At 60.2% G+C, this 16,374-nt stretch carries 16 protein-coding genes and 1 pseudogene; 4 read left to right on the top strand and 13 right to left on the bottom strand.

Annotated features, from left to right (window positions below; translation table 11 throughout):
* Positions 1-72: 72 nt before the first annotated feature.
* From EOK75_RS04310 to EOK75_RS21785, 6 genes and pseudogenes are all read right to left on the bottom strand, one after another.
* A complete protein-coding gene (locus EOK75_RS04310) occupies positions 73-306 on the bottom strand; it encodes a ribbon-helix-helix domain-containing protein (RefSeq protein ID WP_137192740.1) in 234 nt (77 codons plus the stop codon).
* Entirely contained in the window at positions 303-494 is a 192-nt protein-coding gene (locus tag EOK75_RS04305; RefSeq protein ID WP_137192739.1) for a DUF4169 family protein, read from the bottom strand. Before EOK75_RS04305 ends, EOK75_RS04310 begins: the two co-directional genes overlap by 4 nt.
* A gap of 1 nt (position 495) precedes the next feature.
* On the bottom strand, positions 496-1,890 hold the full coding sequence (gene fumC, locus EOK75_RS04300; protein WP_137192738.1) for a class II fumarate hydratase: 1,395 nt from the start codon (positions 1,888-1,890) through the stop codon (positions 496-498).
* Between the two features lie 75 nt (positions 1,891-1,965).
* Positions 1,966-2,430 carry a class I SAM-dependent methyltransferase gene (locus EOK75_RS04295; protein ID WP_168199144.1) on the bottom strand — a complete coding sequence of 155 codons (465 nt, stop codon included), beginning with the start codon at positions 2,428-2,430 and terminating at the stop codon, positions 1,966-1,968.
* Between the two features lie 117 nt (positions 2,431-2,547).
* Positions 2,548-3,000 (bottom strand): SspB family protein, encoded by a 453-nt coding sequence (locus EOK75_RS04290; RefSeq protein ID WP_137192735.1) that lies wholly within the window; start codon positions 2,998-3,000, stop codon positions 2,548-2,550.
* Between the two features lie 282 nt (positions 3,001-3,282).
* Positions 3,283-3,432 (bottom strand): annotated as a pseudogene (locus EOK75_RS21785) (IS5/IS1182 family transposase); the annotation flags it as partial.
* Positions 3,433-3,702: 270 nt separating this feature from the next.
* Here EOK75_RS21785 and EOK75_RS04280 point away from each other — a divergent pair.
* From EOK75_RS04280 to EOK75_RS04270, 3 genes are read left to right on the top strand one after another with little or no spacing between them, the layout of a single operon-like run.
* Positions 3,703-4,992, top strand: coding sequence for a helix-turn-helix domain-containing protein (locus tag EOK75_RS04280; protein WP_137192732.1), 1,290 nt, complete (start codon positions 3,703-3,705; stop codon positions 4,990-4,992).
* A 60-nt stretch (positions 4,993-5,052) separates the two neighbouring features.
* Positions 5,053-5,310, top strand: a complete 258-nt coding sequence (locus EOK75_RS04275; protein WP_137192730.1) for a hypothetical protein — start codon at positions 5,053-5,055, stop codon at positions 5,308-5,310.
* Position 5,311: 1 nt separating this feature from the next.
* A complete protein-coding gene (locus EOK75_RS04270; RefSeq protein ID WP_137192728.1) occupies positions 5,312-8,002 on the top strand; it encodes an ATP-binding protein in 2,691 nt (896 codons plus the stop codon).
* Positions 8,003-8,035: 33 nt separating this feature from the next.
* Here the strand turns inward: EOK75_RS04270 and EOK75_RS04265 are convergent, their stop codons facing one another.
* On the bottom strand, positions 8,036-8,488 hold the full coding sequence (locus EOK75_RS04265) for a hypothetical protein (protein ID WP_137192727.1): 453 nt from the start codon (positions 8,486-8,488) through the stop codon (positions 8,036-8,038).
* 135 nt (positions 8,489-8,623) lie between these two features.
* On the opposite strand from EOK75_RS04265, the gene EOK75_RS04260 reads away from it, so the two are divergent.
* Positions 8,624-9,046, top strand: a complete 423-nt coding sequence (locus EOK75_RS04260; RefSeq protein WP_137192725.1) for a SufE family protein — start codon at positions 8,624-8,626, stop codon at positions 9,044-9,046.
* Here EOK75_RS04260 and EOK75_RS04255 read toward each other — a convergent pair.
* The 6 genes from EOK75_RS04255 to modA all read right to left on the bottom strand — a co-directional run bounded on the left by EOK75_RS04255 (position 9,043) and on the right by modA (position 16,353).
* Entirely contained in the window at positions 9,043-10,830 is a 1,788-nt protein-coding gene (locus EOK75_RS04255; protein WP_137192724.1) for an aminopeptidase P family protein, read from the bottom strand. The genes EOK75_RS04260 and EOK75_RS04255 overlap by 4 nt on opposite strands.
* Positions 10,827-12,698, bottom strand: a complete 1,872-nt coding sequence (gene cobT, locus EOK75_RS04250) for a cobaltochelatase subunit CobT (protein WP_137192722.1) — start codon at positions 12,696-12,698, stop codon at positions 10,827-10,829. The genes EOK75_RS04255 and cobT overlap by 4 nt, the downstream gene beginning before the upstream one ends.
* Positions 12,699-12,768: 70 nt before the next feature.
* Positions 12,769-13,743, bottom strand: a complete 975-nt coding sequence (cobS, locus tag EOK75_RS04245; protein ID WP_137194278.1) for a cobaltochelatase subunit CobS — start codon at positions 13,741-13,743, stop codon at positions 12,769-12,771.
* Positions 13,744-13,859: 116 nt separating this feature from the next.
* A complete protein-coding gene (modC, locus tag EOK75_RS04240; RefSeq protein ID WP_137192721.1) occupies positions 13,860-14,957 on the bottom strand; it encodes a molybdenum ABC transporter ATP-binding protein in 1,098 nt (365 codons plus the stop codon).
* A complete protein-coding gene (gene modB / locus EOK75_RS04235; protein WP_137192720.1) occupies positions 14,957-15,637 on the bottom strand; it encodes a molybdate ABC transporter permease subunit in 681 nt (226 codons plus the stop codon). The genes modC and modB overlap by 1 nt, the downstream gene beginning before the upstream one ends.
* Positions 15,634-16,353: a molybdate ABC transporter substrate-binding protein gene (gene modA / locus EOK75_RS04230; protein WP_137192719.1), complete on the bottom strand. Its 720-nt coding sequence runs from the start codon at positions 16,351-16,353 to the stop codon at positions 15,634-15,636. The genes modB and modA overlap by 4 nt, the downstream gene beginning before the upstream one ends.
* Positions 16,354-16,374: the final 21 nt, after the last annotated feature.

The following is a 16,374-nucleotide window of genomic DNA, read 5'->3' as shown; positions in this document are numbered from 1 at the left end:
CTCCTTGGCGGGTTGCTTGCATTCCACAGCGGGCAGCCTCGGCTTTTTCAGCCCTTTCCGCAAGAGGCGGGATTAGGATTTGGTTTGACGGTAATGGTTCAGCACAAAAACCCGGATGGCAGAGGCAAGGCCGATATCGGTCTGGCGGGACTCGTCCACCTCAATCGCAAGCGCATTGATGGTCAGGTCGCGTTCACTGGCGATGTCGCGAAAGGCCTGCCAGAACTCTGCCTCCAACGAGACCGATGTCCGGTGGCCCCGCAATGTTAGCGACCGTTTGGCAGGCCGCTCCGAGGCGCGGCTCATGATCCGTCTTCGGGGTCGCGCGCATGACCATCCAAGGCGCGCCCCGATTTCTGCTTTGCGGCCTCATCGGCCTGCTTTTCGCCCTTTGTGCGGCCGAATTTGACGGCATTGGCATCAGCCTGCGCGGCCCGCGCTTTGCGGTCTCGCTGTTTGCGCGCCCGCGCGAGGCTGAGGACCTTGGCCGTCATCTTAGCCCTTTGGGCCGATCATATCTTCGGGACGCACCACACGGTCAAAGGTTTCGCCATCGACGAGGCCAAGGGCGATTGCCTCTTCGCGCAGGGTCGTGCCGTTTTTATGCGCGGTTTTGGCAACCTTGGTCGCATTGTCATAGCCGATGGTCGGGGCCAGCGCCGTGACCAGCATCAGCGATTCCTTCATCAGCTTGTCGATGCGGGCGGTGTTGGCCTGTGTTCCCACAACCATATTATCGGTGAACGAACCCGCCGCATCACCCAAAAGTTGCATGCTCTGCAACAGGTTATAAGACATCATCGGGTTATAGACGTTCAGCTCAAAATGCCCTTGGGAACCGGCAAAGCCGATGGCCGCATCATTGCCCATGACATGGGCGCAAACCATGGTCAGCGCCTCGGCCTGGGTCGGGTTCACCTTGCCCGGCATGATCGAGGATCCCGGCTCATTTTCCGGCAGGATCAATTCGCCAAGACCCGAGCGCGGGCCGGAACCAAGAAAACGCAGGTCATTGGCGATTTTGAACAGGCTTCCCGCCACGGTTTTCAGCGCGCCCGACATCATCACCATGGCGTCATGGGCTGCCAGTGCCTCGAACTTGTTCGGGGCGGTGACGAAAGGCAGGCCGGTGATATTTGCCATTTCAGCGGCTACACGGGCATCCCAACCAACGCGGGTGTTCAAGCCGGTGCCAACGGCGGTGCCGCCCTGTGCCAGCTCATAGATATCGGGCAGGCAGGATTTGACCCGCTCGATCCCCTTGGCAACCTGATGGGCATAGCCGGAGAATTCCTGACCCAGCGTCAGTGGCGTCGCGTCTTGGGTGTGGGTGCGACCGATCTTGATGATATCCTTGAATTCTTCGGATTTGGCGGCCAAGGCGGCATGCAGCTTTTCCAGCCCCGGCAGCAGCACATCACGCGCCATCATCCCCGTGGCGACATGCATCGCGGTGGGGAAGGTGTCATTGGACGATTGGCCCATATTGCAATGGTCATTCGGGTGGACAGGCTTTTTGGAGCCCTTCTCCCCGCCCAGCATCTCAATCGCGCGGTTAGAGATCACCTCATTCGCGTTCATGTTGCTTTGCGTGCCGGACCCTGTTTGCCAGACAACCAGCGGGAAGTTGTCATCAAACTTGCCGTCGATCACCTCTTGGGCGGCCGCCGCAATGGTATCGGCCAGATCGGCGGGCATATCGCCTTGGGCTTTGTTCACCAAAGCGCAGGCCTTTTTGATCACGCCAAGCGCGCGAATGATGGCGACGGGCTGACGTTCCCAGCCGATAGGGAAGTTCTGGATAGAGCGTTGGGTCTGTGCGCCCCAATACTTGTCCGCGGGGACTTCAAGGGGGCCAAAGCTGTCGGTTTCGGTACGCGTTGCGGACATCATGCTCTCCTGCAAAATTTGCGTCTTATTAGGCCGCTAGGGCGCGGAAATCAATCGCCACAGCGCGGCAAAGCCTTAGACATCGGCGCGGCGCAGCAAATAAACCTGCGCCGGCGGCAAGTTGCGCCAGACCTTTTGCGCCTTTGTGGCCTGCAAGCCCAAGGCGTCCAACCCTTCGGCCGAGAGGGGCATTTTCTGACCATAGGTGAACTGAATGAAAACGCCTTCGGGGCGCATGATTTTAAAGGCGGCGGCAACGATGTCGCGGCGCAGCCAGCTTGGCATCGACAAAAGCGGCAATCCTGAAACGACAGCCCCCACGGTTGCGGGCATCAGGTCGGGCGCCTCTTGTGCGCCGGAAACATGGATTTTGACGCCCGCAAAACGGTCATGCAGGTTCGCGGCAAAACTGGGGTTCATCTCAAATAGGGTCAGGTTTTCAGGGGCCACGCCATGCGCAAGGATGGCCTTGGTGATGATGCCCGTGCCGGGGCCAAATTCCACCACAGGCCCCGTATCCGCGCCCACATGCGATGCCATAGCCGCCGCCAAGGCCTTTGAGGATGGCACCAGAGACGAAGTTTGTTTTGGCTGTAAAACCGCCTGTTTCAGAAAGAACGCAAGGTCGGCCAGCATAAGGGGTGGAACTTTCTGGGGCTACTTGCGGAATTTGTCGAGCGAGACAACTTCGGCATTATGCGGCGTATTCTCTTCTTCCTCGACCTCGGCCAGCTCGATGTCATCCTCATCGGTGTCATCGGAGGTTTCAAACCGCAGGCCGAATTCCACTGACGGGTCAACGAAGGTGCGCAGGGCATCAAAGGGGATGATCATCGGCTCGGGGTTGTTGCCGAAGTTGAGGGTGATGGAAAACCCTTTGTCGGTGACCTCGAAGTTGTCAAACCAGTTCTGGATGACGATTGTCATCTCCTCTGGGTAGCGGGCATGCAACCAATCGGCGATTTCAACCTCTGGGTGCGTGGTGTCAAAGGTGATGAAGAAATGATGATCCCCGGGCAAGCCGTTCTTGGAAACATCCGTCAAAACGGTCTGGATAAGTCCGCGCATGGCGTTGTGCATAAGGTTGCCGTATTCGATCGTGCGGGCCATGCGGTGTCCTTTCTGAAGGTTGGGTACAGCATAAGGGATTTCGATCCGAAAGAAAGGGGCGCAGAAGCCAAAAAAGCGTCTGATGCGAAAAGAACTGCCGGAAAACAATCTGGTGCCTTTCCCGTGTCATGGGCAATGATGGGGCCATCTGGTTTGACGAAGCCGTTTTCCTCTTCGATGCGGATCAATCGGAAAGGCGGCGCCAGATCGAATTGCGCGATCTTGCGCCGCTGGACATGCTGGACCCTTTGCTAAGCAAAGCCCGCACCTGCCCAAGTGCAGTCAATGGGTCAAGTGTTTCGAAAATTTCTGAACTTTGTGCTGCACGGCGGCCGTTTGGTCCTTGGCTCCATTCGGCTCTCGAAACCTGAGCCGAATGAGGTTCCGTATATGCCTGAGGTGGGCGAACAGCATTTCGATCTTTTTCCTTTTGTACGGCGAGACCTTGTTGGCCTTGGTCACTTGGCATTCGCGCGCGCAGTTGAGTGTTTGGGCAGGCTAAGGCCGTGCCCCGGCGCAATAGATATTTGGTGATGAGGCCGTCCCCCACCCTTATGATTGCGACTGAGCCCAGAGGAGCCAAGACGTAGTTTGCATCCGTGGCTGGCGAGGAACTTGCTGCGTGGGGACATAAGACTGTCAATGCAAATTGTAAAATTTTGCAAATGGTGTAAATTCAGGCAGAATAGAGGGGGTTAGCCGATGCCATTGACAGGTTTGACAGGCAGTCGCGTGCGGGAACGTCGCTTGGCGGCGGGGATCGGGCAGGCCGATCTGGCGCGGGCTGTGGGGATATCGGCCTCTTACCTCAATCTGATCGAACATAACCGGCGGCGTATTTCCGAGGCGGTTCTGGCCAAGCTGGCCAAGATCTTGGGGGTGGATGCGGCGCATCTGGCCGAAGGCGCCGAGGGTGGGCTGTCGCCGGAGTTGCGCGCGGCGGCGACGGCGGCACAAGGCCCAAAGCCCGAGGTGGAGCGGCTCGATGAATTTCTGGGCCGCTTTCCGGGCTGGGCGGATCTGCTGGCGGGGCAGTACCGTCGTATCGGGCATCTGGAACGCATGGTGGCGGCGTTGAACGACAGGATCGGCCATGACCCGCACCTGTCCCAAGCCCTGCATGAGATGCTCTCGGCGGTAAGCTCTGTCCGGTCAACGGCTGCGATTTTGGCGGAAACCGAAGATATCGACCCCGGCTGGCGCGCGCGATTTCACGCCAACCTTCATGCCGATAGCGAACGCCTTGCCGCAGGGGCGGAGGCACTGGTCGCCTATCTGGATGGGTCCGAGCAAGAGGCCGATACCGGCGTGGCCGCCCCGCAAGAAGAGCTGGAAACATGGCTGGCCGAACATGGGTGGCATTTTTCGGAACTGGAAACGGGCGGTGCGGGGCCTGACGCGTTGAAGGCGCGGATTGCGGATCTCGCATCAGGGGCGGCGCGGTCTTTGGCCCGCGCATGGGTGGCGCAGGCGGCCGAGGATGCGCGCCATTTGCCGCTGGCGCAATTTGAGGCAGCCTTGGCTGACGGGAACGACCCTTTGCTGCTTGCGCAACGCTTTGGCTGCGATGTGCTGCGGGTGTTTCGGCGTTTGGCGTTCCGGCCCGATGCGACCGAAGGCTTGGTTCTTTGCGACGGGTCCGGCGCGCTTATCATGCGCAAACCGGTGGACGGGTTCACCCTGCCGCGCCAAGGGGCGGCCTGCCCGCTGTGGCCGCTTTATGCAGCGTTATCTTGCCCCGCCCACCCTGTCGCCGCCGTGGCCGAGATGCCGGGTCTGAACCCTCAACGCTTTGAATTGCGGGCCTATTGCGCGCTTAGCTATCCGCAGGGGTTTTCGGGGCCGCAGGTGCGCGATGCGGCCATGTTGATCGCGCCCTCTATGGTGGAGCGAACGGGAGCGGCGCTAGCGGTTGGCAGCTCTTGCCGGATTTGTCCGCGTGCGGGCTGTGTTGCGCGGCGCGAACCGTCGATTATTGCCGAGATCGCTTAGACGCATTTTGACAGGCCGCGCCGAACCCGCGATAGTCGGGAAAAGGGGATGGGGGAGGCGATGAACAAACCACTTTATGTTGCGCCGCAAAGCTACCGCCAACGTCGGTTGCGGGATGCGGCACGGCTGTTGCCGATTCTGGCGGTGTTTCTGATCATTTTGCCGATGCTTTGGGGGCAGGCGGGCAGCGATCTGCGCAGCTCCGGGCTGGATGCGATTTATCTGTTCGTGGTCTGGTTGTGCCTGATCATCGCCGCCGCCGTTCTGGCGCGACGCTTGACGCTTGGCGATACCCCCCCTGATGAGGACAAAGGGTAACATGCCATTCAACCTGCTGGTTTTTGCCTCGCTCGCCTATGTCATCATGCTGTTTTGTGTGGCCTTTCTGGCCGAACGTCGGGCCGCCCGCGGGGCGGTGAAATGGCTGCGTTCGCCATTGGTTTATACGTTGTCTCTGTCGGTCTATTGTACGGCATGGACGTTTTACGGCGCCGTTGGTTATGCCGCCCGGTCGGGGCTGGAATATATGACCATCTATCTGGGGCCGACGATTGTCTTTGTCGGCTGGTGGTGGGTGCTGCGCAAGCTGGTGCGGATCGGGCGGCAGTATCGGGTGACCTCTATTGCTGACTTGATCTCCAGCCGGTTCGGGAAGTCCAACCTTTTGGGCGTGATCGTCACCCTTATTTGCGTCACGGCCTCCACGCCCTATATTGCGTTGCAACTTCAGTCGGTTACGCTGTCGTTCGGGGTGTTTGCCAGCGCCACGGCGGATGGTTGGGCCAAGCCGGACGGCGATGTCACCTCGCTTTGGGTGACAATCGGCCTTGCGATTTTTACCATCCTGTTCGGCACCCGCAACCTTGACGCCAATGAGCAGCACACCGGCATCGTCACCGCCATCGCCGTAGAGGCGGTGGTCAAGCTGCTGGCGCTGATCGCGGTAGGGGTCTTCGTGATCTGGGGGCTGGCTGACGGGCCTGCTGATATTCTGGCGCGGATCGATGCCAGCCAGATGGCCGAATGGCATATGAAGCCCTCGCGCTGGACGGGGTTGATTTTCCTCTCGGCGGCGGCGGTGATCTGCTTGCCGCGGATGTTTCAGGTGCTGGTGGTGGAAAACAGCGATGAGCGGCATCTGGCGACCGCAAGCTGGGCCTTTCCGCTTTACGTGTTGTTGATGAGCCTCTTTGTCATCCCGATCGCCGTTATGGGGCTGGAGTTGATGCCAGAAGGCTCCAACCCTGATCTTTTTGTGCTGACGCTGCCGCTAAGTCAAGGGCAGGGCGGGCTTGCGATGCTGGCGTTCTTGGGCGGGTTTTCAAGTGCCACTTCAATGGTGATTGTGGCCTCAATCGCGCTGGCAACGATGGTTTCGAACCATATCGCGATGCCGCTTTGGCTGTCTCTGCGGCCGGCCAAGCCGGTGGCGGGGGATGTGCGGCGGTTGATGCTCTTGTCACGGCGGCTGTCGATTTTGGCGATTCTGGGCTTGGGCTTTGCTTATTATCAAAGCTCGGGCGGGGCCGAGGCGCTTGCCTCTATCGGGTTGATCTCATTCGTGGGGGTGGCGCAGATATTGCCTGCCATGCTGGGCGGCATCTTTTGGCGCGGGGCCACGCGGACGGGTGCCATCTGGGGGCTGTGCCTTGGGTTTGCGGTTTGGGCCTATACGTTGTTCTTGCCCTCTTTCGGGGCGGATGGGGTTTTGTCGGAACAAATACTGGTGCAGGGGCCGCTAGGCCTTGGCTGGTTGCGTCCACAAGCGCTGTTTGGTGTGGCGGGTATGGACCCGCTGATCCATGCGCTGTTTTGGTCCATCGCGCTGAATACATTCACCTTTTGTGTGGGGTCTTTGCTGACGTTCCCCGGCCCTGTCGAACGGTTTCAGGGCGCGGCCTTTGTCAATGTGTTCGAGGTGGACAGCGGCAACGCGCACGGCTGGGCCTCTCATGGTGGGGCGGGGGCCGAGGATTTGCTGGTCATGGCGCAGCGTATTCTGGGCGATGAAGAGGCGCTTGGTTTCTTTGAGGCCGAGGCCCGCGCCCAAGGGCGTGCAGGCTATCTGCCCGATCCGACGTCAGGGTTCATCGACCTGTTGGAACGCAGGCTTGCGGGATCGGTCGGGGCGGCGACGGCCCATGCGATGATCTCGCAGATTGCGGGACGGGCGATTGTCTCGGTCGAGGATCTGATGGCCGTGGCCAATGAGGCCGCCCAGATCAAGGAATACTCGTCGAAGCTGGAAGAACAGCGCGAAGAGATGACCCGCACCGCGCGCCAGCTGCGTGATGCCAATGACAAGCTGACCACGCTTTCGGTGCAAAAAGACGCCTTCCTAAGCCAGATCAGCCATGAGCTGCGTACGCCCATGACCTCTATCCGTGCGTTTTCAGAAATTCTGACCGAGGGTGATTTACCGGGCGTATTGGTCACGAAATACGGCCATGTGATCCATGATGAAACCAAACGGCTGACGCGGCTTTTGGATGATTTGCTGGATCTAAGCGTGCTGGAAAGCGGCACCGTGCAGCTTAATCTGGACCTGAGCAGTCTGCGCGGGATGATTGACCGTGCGATGGCGGCGGCCTGTCATACCCGACCCGAGCGGGAATTTATCATCCATCGCGACCTGCCGACCGAAGAGATTTTTCTGCGCACCGACAGTGACCGGCTGACACAGGTGTTCATCAACCTCATCTCCAATGCGCGCAAATATTGCGATGCGACCAACCCGGAATTGCGCATTTCCGTGCGGCAAAAGGGCGGCAGGGTGACGGTGGACTTCATCGATAACGGTTCGGGTATTCCCAAGGATAAACAAGCGCTTATATTCGAGAAGTTCGCACGGCTGACCGATCAGACCAAGGCGGGCGGGGCGGGGCTTGGTCTTGCGATTTGCCGTGAGGTGATGGCCAATCTGGGCGGCACCATCAGCTATTTGCCGGGGCAATGGGGCGGTGCGTTTCGCGTAACGGTGCCCTTGCGGCTGGAGGTTGCCAAGAAATAGCCCCCCTTGAAAAACAAGGAGGGCGTTTTGGTCTTAACGCCGACTGCTGCGGGCGTTGGTCGCGCCTTGCACGGTAATCTGGCGGATGCCCTCAAGCTTGGTGTTCGACAGATAGCTGGCCACCGTCACCTCCCGCGATTGCGGGGTGGAGGCGGCTTTTGGGGGCACGGGCGGGAAGACATGGAAATCATAGGTGATCTGGCCATCTTCGACCGGACGGGCCACCAGTTCGGCATCCCAGAACCCTTGGCTTGGCGGCAGGCCGGTGGCGCGGATAATTACACCGCCGGGCATGCGCTCCAGCTTCAGATCGGTGATCTGGGTGATCAGCGGGCGCGGATCAACGGGCTTGCCCTCGACCGTCACCACCTGGGTTTCCTCTGATCCGCCGAACCAGTTCATCGGGTTCAGGCGGGATTTCCCCACGGTGGAGCAGGCCCCGAGGGCCAAAGTTGCGCAAAGGGCTGCGACCAGCGGTCTGTTCATAGCGGCTTTCCCTATTATCTGTTGCCTCTTGGGTAGCCCATAGCGCGGCATTTGGAAAGCATTTGCTGCGCGCAAAGCTGGACCTTTGGCGCGTAGGGCGCTACCTCTGCGTGGAAATGGAAACGGAGCAACACTATGGCCACCGCCGCCTTTGAAGAGATCGCCGAGACCTTCGAGTTTCTGGAGGATTGGGAAGACCGTTATCGCCATGTGATCGATCTGGGCAAAGCGATGCCCGCGCTGGATGAGGCCTTCAAGGTGCCAAGCCTGAAGGTTGACGGCTGTGCCAGTCAGGTTTGGTTGCACCCGCAGATTGAAGGGCAGGGGCCGGATGCCATTTTCCGCTTTGACGGCGAAAGCGACGCGATGATCGTGCGCGGGCTGATCGCGGTTTTGCATGGGCTTTATGCGGGGTTGACTGTTACCGATGTACTGCGCGTCGATGCGGGGGCCGAACTGGCACGGCTGGGGCTGGACGAACATCTGTCGGCGCAGCGGTCAAACGGTGTTCGCGCTATGGTCGAACGTATTCGACAAACCGCCGCTGCCACGGTTTAAAGCGGCGCGCAGGCCTTTTTTAGCCATTCCGCTGCAGGGGCCGAGACGAGCGGCATGATCTTGGCCGCGACCTCGGCATGATAGGCATTGAGCCAGTCACGCTCTCCGGGGGCAAGCATTGCCAGATCGATCAAGCGCCGGTCAAAGGGCACAAAGGTTAGTGTTTCAAAGCAAAGCTGGTCACGGTCATCCGCCAGTTTGGCGGCAGGCGTCACCACGATCAGGTTCTCCAGCCGGATGCCAAAGGCGCCTTCGCGGTAATATCCCGGCTCGTTTGACACAATCATGCCGGGCTGCAAGGGCTCTTCGGACATCTTGGAGATACGCTGCGGGCCTTCGTGAACCGACAGAAACGCCCCCACGCCGTGGCCGGTGCCATGGTTGAAATCCATCCCTGCCAGCCAAAGCGGATAGCGCGCAAGCGGATCAAGATCGCGCCCTGCCAGCCCTTTGGGCCAGCGCGCCCGTGACAGGGAAATCATGCCTTGAAGCACGCGGGTATAGGCCTCTGCCCCGCCCTGGGGCAGGGGGCCGATGGCCATTGTGCGGGTGATGTCGGTGGTGCCATCGCGGTATTGTGCACCGCTATCAACCAAGAGCAACTCGCCGGGCGTGACGGGGCGGTTGCTTTCGTCGGTCACGCGGTAATGCATAATCGCGCCATGTTCGCCCGCGCCGCAGATGGTCTCAAAGCTCAGATCATGTAGCTGGTTCGTGGCGCGGCGATAGGCTTCGAGCTGCCTGACAACGTCAATCTCGGTCAGCTTGCCGCTTGGGGCCTGCGCCTCCAGCCAGCACAGGAATTCAACCATCGCGGCACCGTCACGCAGATGGGCCGCGCGGGCGCCTGCGATCTCGGCACCGGTCTTGCAGGCCTTGGGCAGGCGGCAAGGGTCATCGCCCCAGACAGGCTCCTCCAATTCAAGCGAGACCGCCAAGGGGGCTGTTGCGCGGTCAACCCGCACCGGCCCTTGCAAGGAACGAAGTGTGGGCACAAAGGCGGCGGGTGCAGAAATCGTGACCTGATCGCCAAGATGGGCGCGCGTGGCTCCGTCCAGCTTTTCGGGGGCGGTGAACAGGTTGACGTGTCCATCGGCAAACAGGATGGCAAAGCCGTGCAAGACCGGCGTGCGCGGTACATCCGTCCCGCGAATATTGAGCAGCCAGCACAGGCTGTCGGGCAGGGTGATGATGGCGGCGGTTTGGCCTGCTTTTTGCAGTTGTGCACCCAGATCCGCACGTTTCTGCGCGCTGGTTTTGCCCGCCAAAGCATCGGGATGGATGAAGGCGCGGCCCAAGTGGGGGGCGGGCTGATCGGGCCAGATCGCATCCACCATATTGGCGCTGGGGCACAGTGTAACCGCCGGCCCTGCCAGTGTGGCCTCGATTGCCGCAATCTCGTCGGGGGTGTGGAGCCATGGATCAAAGCCGATGCGGCCTTGGGGCAGGTGCTCCGCGATCCACGGGCCGGGCTTGATGTCGGGCCAGGGGACGGGAGTGAAATGTGCCAGATCCACTTGGGTTTTCACCTGTGTGCGATAGCGCCCGTCGATGAACACCCCCGCCACATCCGGCAGCACGATACAAAACCCCGCCGAGCCGGTAAACCCCGTTAGCCACTGCAAACGATCATCGCGGGGCGCAACATTTTCGCCCTGATGCGCATCGGCGCGGGGAATGATGAAACCGTCCAACCCTTCAAGCCGCAGCTTTTCGCGCAAGGCTTGCAGACGGGCGGGGCCTTGGGACGGATCAGCGCTGGCGGTGAAGGTTTGAAAGCTCATTTTACGTTTCTCATTCCCAGTACACGCGCGCGTTTGCGCGGATCGGTGTCGAACAATCCCGCAAGCTGTTCGGTCATCGCGCCGGCAAGTTGTTCCACATCGGTGATCGTGACCGCGCGGTCGTAATAGCGGGTGACGTCATGGCCGATGCCGATGGCAATCAGCTCTATCGCTTTGCGTTTCTCGACCATGCCGATCACATCGCGCAGATGCTTTTCAAGGTAGTTGGCGGGATTGACCGAAAGGGTGGAATCATCGACCGGCGCGCCATCTGAAATCACCATCAGGATCTTGCGCGCCTCGGGGCGGGCCAACATGCGGCGGTGCGCCCATTCAAGCGCCTCTCCGTCGATGTTTTCCTTCAGCAAGCCCTCTTTCATCATCAGGCCCAAATTGGGACGCGCGCGCCGCCAAGGTGCATCGGCGGATTTATAGATGATGTGACGCAAATCATTCAGGCGGCCGGGCTGTTGTTCGCGCCCTGCACCCAGCCAGCGTTCGCGGCTTTGCCCGCCCTTCCAAGCGCGGGTGGTAAAGCCAAGAATTTCCACCTTGACTGAGCAACGCTCTAGCGTGCGGGCCAGAACATCGGCGCAAATCGCGGCAATAGAGATCGGACGCCCCCGCATCGACCCCGAGTTATCCAAAAGCAAAGTTACGCAGGTATCGCGGAACTCAGTGTCTTTTTCCTGTTTGAACGACAGCGGCGTGGTCGGGTTGGCCACGACCCGCGCCAGACGGCCCGCGTCCAGCGTACCCTCCTCCAGATCGAACAGCCAGCTGCGGTTTTGCTGTGCCTGAAGACGGCGTTGCAGCTTGTTGGCAAGCCGCGATACGGCACCCTTTAGAGGCTCTAGCTGCTGGTCAAGATAGGCGCGCAGGCGTTCAAGCTCGGCAATTTCGGCCAGATCTTCGGCACGGATTTCCTCATCGAAATCAGTGGTGTAGACGACATAGCTGGGATCAGCGTCGGAATGGGGCGCGGGGGGTGGCGGTTCCATCGGGGCTTCGCCCTCGGGCATCTCCGCTTCTTCGCCCTGCTCCATATCCGAGGATTCGTCCTCCGATACTTGCGCTTGGGAGGCGTCTTGCTGTTCCTCTTGCGATTGCTCGGCCGAGGCGTCGTTCTCGTCGTCTTGGCTGTCGTCGTCAGAGCCGCTTTCTTCTTGCTGCTCCTGCTCGGCCTCATCGCCGCTGTCTTGGTCTTCTTCCTCGGTATCGGGGTCATCGCCAAGCTGGTCGCCATAGCCAAGATCCGCGATCACCTTACGGGCGAGGCGCGCAAAAGCAGCCTGATCGTCAAGCACGTTGTCGAGGTTGTCCAAAGTCTCCGAGGCGCTTTCCTCGATAAAGCCACGCCACAGTTCCATGACGTTATCGGCCCCCGCTGGCAGGTCGCGCCCGGTGGCCAGATGCCGCACCAAATATCCTGCCGCCGTGGCAAGCGGGGCGTCAGCGGCTTGGGTGATCTCAGCATAGCCTTTTCGCTTGGCCTCATGGCCGATTTTGGCGTCGATATTGCCTGCGGTGCCGGGCATGTCACGCGCACCTACCGCCTCACAGCGGGCGGTTTCCATCGCCTCGTAAATCTCACGCGCGAGACTGCCGGTTGGGGCGTATTTCACCGCCGTGGCATCATCGTGATATTTGTGGCGCATGGCAAAAGCATCGGCCGTGCCGCGGGCAAGCAACACCTCATCGCGGGTCATCCGGCGGCTGACTTGGGGCAGGCGCATGCCTTCCTTGGTCATGCCTGCGGGGTCCACCGAATAGGTGACGTTCAGCTCCGCGTCATTGGCCATGACCTTTGTCGCCTCTGCCAAGGCTTTCTTGAACGGATCGGCGGGATTATCGGTTGGTTTGGACATAAATTTCGGCCCCTATAGGGCGGGGTTTCCCCCGCCATTCCGGTGACGGTGGGGGTTCCCCCGAAGGACGTTACTTCATCGCCTGCGACGCGGCCGATTCCGGCAGTTCCTCGTCAAAGCAGCGCTGATAGAACTCGGCAACCGTCTGGCGCTCCAGCTCGTCACATTTGTTGAGGAAGGTCAGCCGGAAGGCATAGCCAATGTTCTTAAAGATCCGCGCGTTTTCGGCCCATGTGATCACGGTGCGCGGGCTCATCACGGTGGAAAGATCGCCGTTCATGAAGGCCGTGCGCGTTAGATCGGCGACGGTGACCATCTGGCCAATTTCCTTGCGGCCTTTTTCGGTGTTGTAATGCGGGTTCTTGGACAGGACGATATTGGTCTCGGCGTCATGCGACAGGTAGTTCAACGTCGCGACCAGCGACCAGCGGTCCATCTGCGCTTGGTTGATTTGTTGGGTGCCGTGGTAAAGGCCGGTGGTATCGCCCAAGCCCACGGTGTTGGCGGTCGCAAACAGACGGAAGGACGGGTGCGGTGTGATGATCTCATTCTGGTCCAGCAATGTCAGCTTGCCGTCATGTTCCAGCACGCGCTGGATCACAAACATCACATCGGCGCGGCCTGCGTCATATTCATCAAACACGATCGCCACAGGATTGCGCAGCGCCCAAGGCAAGATGCCTTCGTGAAATTCGGTTACTTGCTTGCCGTCTCGCAGCTTGATCGCATCCTTACCGATCAGGTCGATCCGGCTGATGTGGCTGTCGAGGTTGACGCGTACGGTGGGCCAGTTCAGCCGTGCGCCAACCTGTTCGATGTGCGTGGATTTTCCCGTGCCGTGGTACCCTTGCACCATGACGCGGCGGTTATAGCCGTAGCCAGCAAGGATCGCCAAAGTCGTATCGGGATCAAACTTATAGGTCGGATCGATTGCAGGCACACGGTCGGTCGGTTCCGCAAAGCCCTTGACCTTCATATCGGTATCAATGCCGAAAACTTCACGAACAGAGATTTCTTCGGTAGGTTTCATTGTTGCTTCAACCATTGGCGTGCCCGCTTCCTCAAGAATTCCGGGCGTCCGGCCCGTGGTGTCAGATTGGTATGAGTGATGGAACATAACGCACAAGGGTGCAAGGGAAAGCCGTCAATATTTTCTTATGGTCATTGATGGGTGGCGTTATGGTCGGGCCCGATATGGGCGGGTGCGACCGAGACCGATTTGACGATGGCAAAACAGGCCATGCCGGCGCAAAGCCCAAGCGCCGCTGCCGATCGCCGGGTGACGCGGGCAAGGATAAGGTCGTTGCCCGCGCGCAACTGCACCATGACGGCGGCATCTCCGTCACTGCTGATCTGGCTGACGACTGCGGGCAGAATGTTAAGCGCGGAAAGGCCCGTCGGTGCCTCACGCGCCAAAATTACGTCTTGGGCCAGAATGCGAATGCGCTGGCGGCTGCCAAGGGGGGCGTCGATATGCGGCAAGAACAGCGGTGCGGTGGCGGTTTGCAGGCGGCTAAGCCCGTCTGCCTCATGGGCGGTGAGTGTGGCGGTTATTACGGCGCCTGCCTCTTGCGGGCCAAGGGCGGGGGCGGCGGCCGGATCGGCGAGCAGCGCGGATAGCGGGCCGGAATGGGTGATGCGCCCCGCGTCGATCAGCATCAGATGATTGGCCAGCCGCGTCACCTCGGCCATATTGTGACTGACGTACAGGATTGGCGTGCCGATCTGATCGCGAAGGCGTTCCAGATAGGGCAGGATTTCGGCCTTGCGGGTGGCGTCAAGCGCGGCAAGCGGCTCATCCATCAGCAACATGCGCGGGCGCGTCAGCAAAGCGCGGCCAATGGCACAGCGCGATTGTTCCCCGCCCGAAAGGGTGGCGGGATTGCGGGCCATCAGGGGGCCAAGGTCCAGCGCGTCTACGATGTCGTCAAGGCTGGCGCCGGGCAGGCCGCGCGCACGTTTGTCGGCATAGGCAAGATTCCGGGCAACCGTCAGATGAGGGAACAGCCGCGTGTCCTGGAATACAAAACCAATGCCGCGCTTGTGCGGCGGGGTGAAATGGCTGTCGTCCTGCCAGACCTCATCCCCCCAAGCAACACGGCCCTTGGCGCGCGCCTCTAGCCCCGAGATCACCCGGAGCAAGGTGGATTTCCCCGAGCCTGATCGCCCGAAAAGGGCTGTCACGCCAGAAGCTAAGACTGTTTGGCAGGTTTGTAGCATAAAGCCTTGATATTCAATTTTTATATCAATTGAAAGCATTACGTATTCCCCCCGCTTGGAAAGCGCCGGTTGAGGGTATAGACCATCAGCAAGGTCGCAAATGAGAACACCAAAAGAATGGCCGCAAGCACATGGGCATCGGCGTAATTGATCGTCTCGACATGCTCATAGATCGCGATGGAGATGACCTTGGTCTTGCCAGGGATGTTGCCGCCCACCATCAGCACCACGCCAAATTCACCCAGCGTATGGGTGAACGACAGGACCAGCGCCGTCAGGAATCCACGCTTTGCCATCGGCACCGCCACCGTAAAAAAACGATCCAGCGGTCCGGCGCGCAGCATCATTGCAGCCTCCAGCGGGGCGCGGCCCACGGCCTCAAAGGCGGATTGGAGGGGCTGTACCATGAAGGGAAGGGAATAGAGCATCGAGGCGATGACAAGCCCGGTGAAGGAAAAGGTCAAGGTTTCCCCCGTGACCTGCACCCAGAATCCGCCAAATGTTGAATTCGGGCTGAACAGCACCAGCAGGTAGAACCCCAGAACCGTCGGCGGCAAGACCAAAGGCAGGGCGGTTAGCGCCTCGATCAAGGGTTTGAGGCGCGACCGGGTGCGCGCCAACCACCACGCCAAGGGCGCGCCCAAGATCAATAAAAACACCGTGGTGATGGCCGCAAGTTTAAGCGTAAGCCAAAGCGGGCCAAGATCGGGCAGGGTCATGGAAGGTCATAGCCGTAGCGTGCGATCACATCGCGGGCGGCATCGCTGGCAAGATATTCCAGAAACCCTTGGGCGGCGGCGTTATCCTTGCCGTGTGCCAGCAAGATCGCATCCTGACGAATGGTGGGGTAAAGATCGGGCGAAACATCCCACGCATAGCCGGTCACATTTCCCGCAAGGGCGGATCGCGCGATAAAACCGGCCTCGGCTGCGCCGGATTGCACGAGGGCAAAGGTCTGACCGATATTTTGGCCCATCACGATTTTATCGGTAATTGCGTCAAAAAGCCTCATCTTGGTAAGCGCGGATTTGGCAGCAGCACCGTAGGGGGCAAGGTCAGGGTTGGCGATGGCGATATGGCGGATACTGGCATCCAGCAAGGCCCGGGGCGTGCTGTCCTTGGGCATATCCGGCGCCCAAAGTGTCAGCACTCCGATGGCATAGGGGGCGGCGGTGCCGTGGCCCTCGGCCTGCAATCGGGCGGGGGTGGCTGCATCAGCCGAAAGCATCAGATCAAAGGGCGCGCCTGCGGTAATCTGCGCATATAGCTTACCGGTAGAGCCTGTGGTGATCTGCACCTCATGCCCTGTTTGCGCGGTGAATCCGGTTGCCAGCTCGGTTGCGGCGCTTGCGAAATTGGCAGCAACGGCGGCGAGGGCCGTATCAGCATTGGCAGGCGCGGCAAGCAAAAGCAGGGCAAGGGTGGGGCGGTACATGGGGCATCCTGAAGTGGGGCT

The sequence above is a fragment of the Pseudorhodobacter turbinis genome (genome assembly GCF_005234135.1).
Classification (GTDB): domain Bacteria; phylum Pseudomonadota; class Alphaproteobacteria; order Rhodobacterales; family Rhodobacteraceae; genus Pseudorhodobacter; species Pseudorhodobacter turbinis.
This window is presented reverse-complemented; position numbering and strand designations above follow the sequence as displayed.

Excerpts from the sequence above, each read along its gene's own strand:
- EOK75_RS04305 (WP_137192739.1), bottom strand. The coding sequence starts at position 494 with ATGACGGCCAAGGTCCTCAGCCTCGCGCGGGCGCGCAAACAGCGAGAC.
- modB (WP_137192720.1), bottom strand. The coding sequence starts at position 15,637 with ATGACCCTGCCCGATCTTGGCCCGCTTTGGCTTACGCTTAAACTTGCG.
- EOK75_RS04255 (WP_137192724.1), bottom strand. The coding sequence starts at position 10,830 with ATGAGCTTTCAAACCTTCACCGCCAGCGCTGATCCGTCCCAAGGCCCC.
- modA (WP_137192719.1), bottom strand. The coding sequence starts at position 16,353 with ATGTACCGCCCCACCCTTGCCCTGCTTTTGCTTGCCGCGCCTGCCAAT.
- EOK75_RS04270 (WP_137192728.1), top strand. The coding sequence starts at position 5,312 with ATGCCATTCAACCTGCTGGTTTTTGCCTCGCTCGCCTATGTCATCATG.
- fumC (WP_137192738.1), bottom strand. The coding sequence starts at position 1,890 with ATGTCCGCAACGCGTACCGAAACCGACAGCTTTGGCCCCCTTGAAGTC.
- EOK75_RS04295 (WP_168199144.1), bottom strand. The coding sequence starts at position 2,430 with ATGGCATCGCATGTGGGCGCGGATACGGGGCCTGTGGTGGAATTTGGC.
- EOK75_RS04280 (WP_137192732.1), top strand. The coding sequence starts at position 3,703 with ATGCCATTGACAGGTTTGACAGGCAGTCGCGTGCGGGAACGTCGCTTG.
- modC (WP_137192721.1), bottom strand. The coding sequence starts at position 14,957 with ATGCTTTCAATTGATATAAAAATTGAATATCAAGGCTTTATGCTACAA.
- EOK75_RS04290 (WP_137192735.1), bottom strand. The coding sequence starts at position 3,000 with ATGGCCCGCACGATCGAATACGGCAACCTTATGCACAACGCCATGCGC.
- EOK75_RS04275 (WP_137192730.1), top strand. The coding sequence starts at position 5,053 with ATGAACAAACCACTTTATGTTGCGCCGCAAAGCTACCGCCAACGTCGG.
- EOK75_RS04265 (WP_137192727.1), bottom strand. The coding sequence starts at position 8,488 with ATGAACAGACCGCTGGTCGCAGCCCTTTGCGCAACTTTGGCCCTCGGG.
- cobT (WP_137192722.1), bottom strand. The coding sequence starts at position 12,698 with ATGTCCAAACCAACCGATAATCCCGCCGATCCGTTCAAGAAAGCCTTG.
- EOK75_RS04260 (WP_137192725.1), top strand. The coding sequence starts at position 8,624 with ATGGCCACCGCCGCCTTTGAAGAGATCGCCGAGACCTTCGAGTTTCTG.
- EOK75_RS04310 (WP_137192740.1), bottom strand. The coding sequence starts at position 306 with ATGAGCCGCGCCTCGGAGCGGCCTGCCAAACGGTCGCTAACATTGCGG.
- cobS (WP_137194278.1), bottom strand. The coding sequence starts at position 13,743 with ATGGTTGAAGCAACAATGAAACCTACCGAAGAAATCTCTGTTCGTGAA.